The sequence below is a fragment of the Pseudomonas syringae pv. cilantro genome, assembly GCF_001293775.1.
GTDB classification, from domain to species: domain Bacteria; phylum Pseudomonadota; class Gammaproteobacteria; order Pseudomonadales; family Pseudomonadaceae; genus Aquipseudomonas; species Aquipseudomonas syringae_P.
The window spans coordinates 6,424-8,322 of the sequence record NZ_LGLN01000079.1 but is presented as its reverse complement, the minus strand read 5'-3'; the positions used below and the strand labels follow the sequence as shown (position 1 = coordinate 8,322).

The following is a 1,899-nucleotide window of genomic DNA, read 5'->3' as shown; positions in this document are numbered from 1 at the left end:
GGGGTTCGTGGCGCGCATACGGTTAGGTGGGGTTTATGGATCGCATACCTTAGACTTGGCAGCACAAGCATGTGTGCTGGTTTCTCACTCAGCATCTGAAATACCATTCCGGCGCGCCCCGGTATTACTATAGACTTACCGTTATGCTGATTTGGCACCGAATGGGTAAAAATCAACATGATTGACAATGGGATGCACTGTATTAAGTGACACCGCATCAACGTCCGCATCGATCATAGTTGGACAACCCAGCTATGGCGTTGTCCGTCAAGTATGATAACCACAGGAGACCGCTTTTTCCGCTCTACTGACAGATAGAATCAGATATCTATTGCGCCTTTAACCTATCCGAGCGACTGAACAGAGTTGGCAAGCCGCTTTTCCTGACCAAACTGCGTCGTATAGAATCGTTGCTCAATTCCATAAATCAAAAGCTTTAGAGAGTCGTCATCGGAAATTTCGAAACTGCTAGAAACTTTGTCATATTTAACTTTATCACCGCAATAACCATCAATATAGGCCAGCATCCCAATTTTGTCCTGAGGCGGTAGCGCATCAAGCGTCGCCATGGCTAGGGCAATCCTTTTCCTATTCGGCTTGGAAACGCTGTCTGCGCTGAAATTATTTGCTAGAGCGATAAATTTATTTTCTAGAAACTTTTCCACCTCAGCTTGTGTCGCCTCGCGATACAGCTCATCAATTTCTGGAAAAATACTAGATATAGTGGCAAGATTTCGGAAAACCAAGGTATCAGATTTTTGTATGTAAATTGCATCAGGAATGTCGTTCACGACGAGCCGATTTTCACCGTCTTCAACGACAGCCACATCTCCAAAAGTAATCATTTTTCGCCTTAAAAACAGCGAGGGCGTGACTTTTTGAAAAAAGAAATCATCGCCTTGCACGCTACAAATATAGGCAATGTCTGAAAAACGACTTTTCTCAAGGTCATTGTAATCTTTTGAGTCAAAAGGCTTTATGAGGAGTGGCAAGCAGTATTTTTGTTCCGAAAATTTTTCTATTTTAAACCAAGAATCCTCATCTAAATTATGATCAGGCATATACGGTACGCACGCAGCGAGTTTGGGAACCACGCCATCAAATAGTTTTTTGTCTGAAAGCAACTTAAAAACCGGGTTAGCCCTTAGCCTTTTAACTTTAACCAAAACGCAGTCCATCTTACCTCTCCCTTTCAATGAACGTATAGTCGTTGATCCTGCGTGCCGACTGAATCACCACATCCACCGGCAATTTATAATTCTTTCTGCTGATGAGGAATATTGACGCACCACCTCGGGTAGTGACATTATAAAACTCAAAGCCATACAGCAAAAAAAGCGGATTAAAGTAAAGTGCCTGAGACCTAAATGTAAAAACAAACAGCATTCCATACACCACAATCAGCGTATCCCAGTTACCCACACTTAGCGCGACAAAAAAGTAACCTAAATAACTTGGTAAAAAACTGTTATTCGCGTGAGAAATCTCTACAATATCGCCAGAGCGAAAGCCATCATTGCCCAACTTAGAGCTCAACCTAATACTTAACCATGTCAGCGCAATAGGCACAGCAATATAAAACAGATAGGAAACGAATGGGCTTATATCTTTCAGCCATGTCAGGCTTGGAAATAGACAACTGAGTGTATACGACTTCTGCACAAAAAAAACAATCAACAGTAATGACGTAGCACTGATAGTCAGAAGAAGGCGAAATAGAAAATTTAGGTTCATCGTAACCATTCCATGGCATATCCAGAAGACTATACACGTCCTGCGCCAAAACGCGCTAGCAAAACGCCATAAAACTACAATTTTTGTTTTTCCTAAGACCATCCACTCTACAAGCTAAAGCTAGCTTCTTCATGATCTGACCCCAGAGATAGGTGCTTGGCAACA

Annotated in this window: 2 protein-coding genes; both read right to left on the bottom strand. The window is 42.3% G+C overall.

Going from position 1 to position 1,899, the window contains the following annotated elements; all coding sequences use genetic code 11:
• Nucleotides 1–344 precede the first annotated feature (344 nt).
• Nucleotides 345–1,178 (bottom strand): hypothetical protein, encoded by an 834-nt coding sequence (locus ABJ99_RS22450; protein WP_054087689.1) that lies wholly within the window; start codon nt 1,176–1,178, stop codon nt 345–347.
• A gap of 1 nt (nt 1,179) precedes the next feature.
• Complete coding sequence (locus ABJ99_RS22445; RefSeq protein ID WP_054087688.1) at nt 1,180–1,734, bottom strand: hypothetical protein; 555 nt, start codon at nt 1,732–1,734, stop codon at nt 1,180–1,182.
• Nucleotides 1,735–1,899 lie beyond the last annotated feature (165 nt).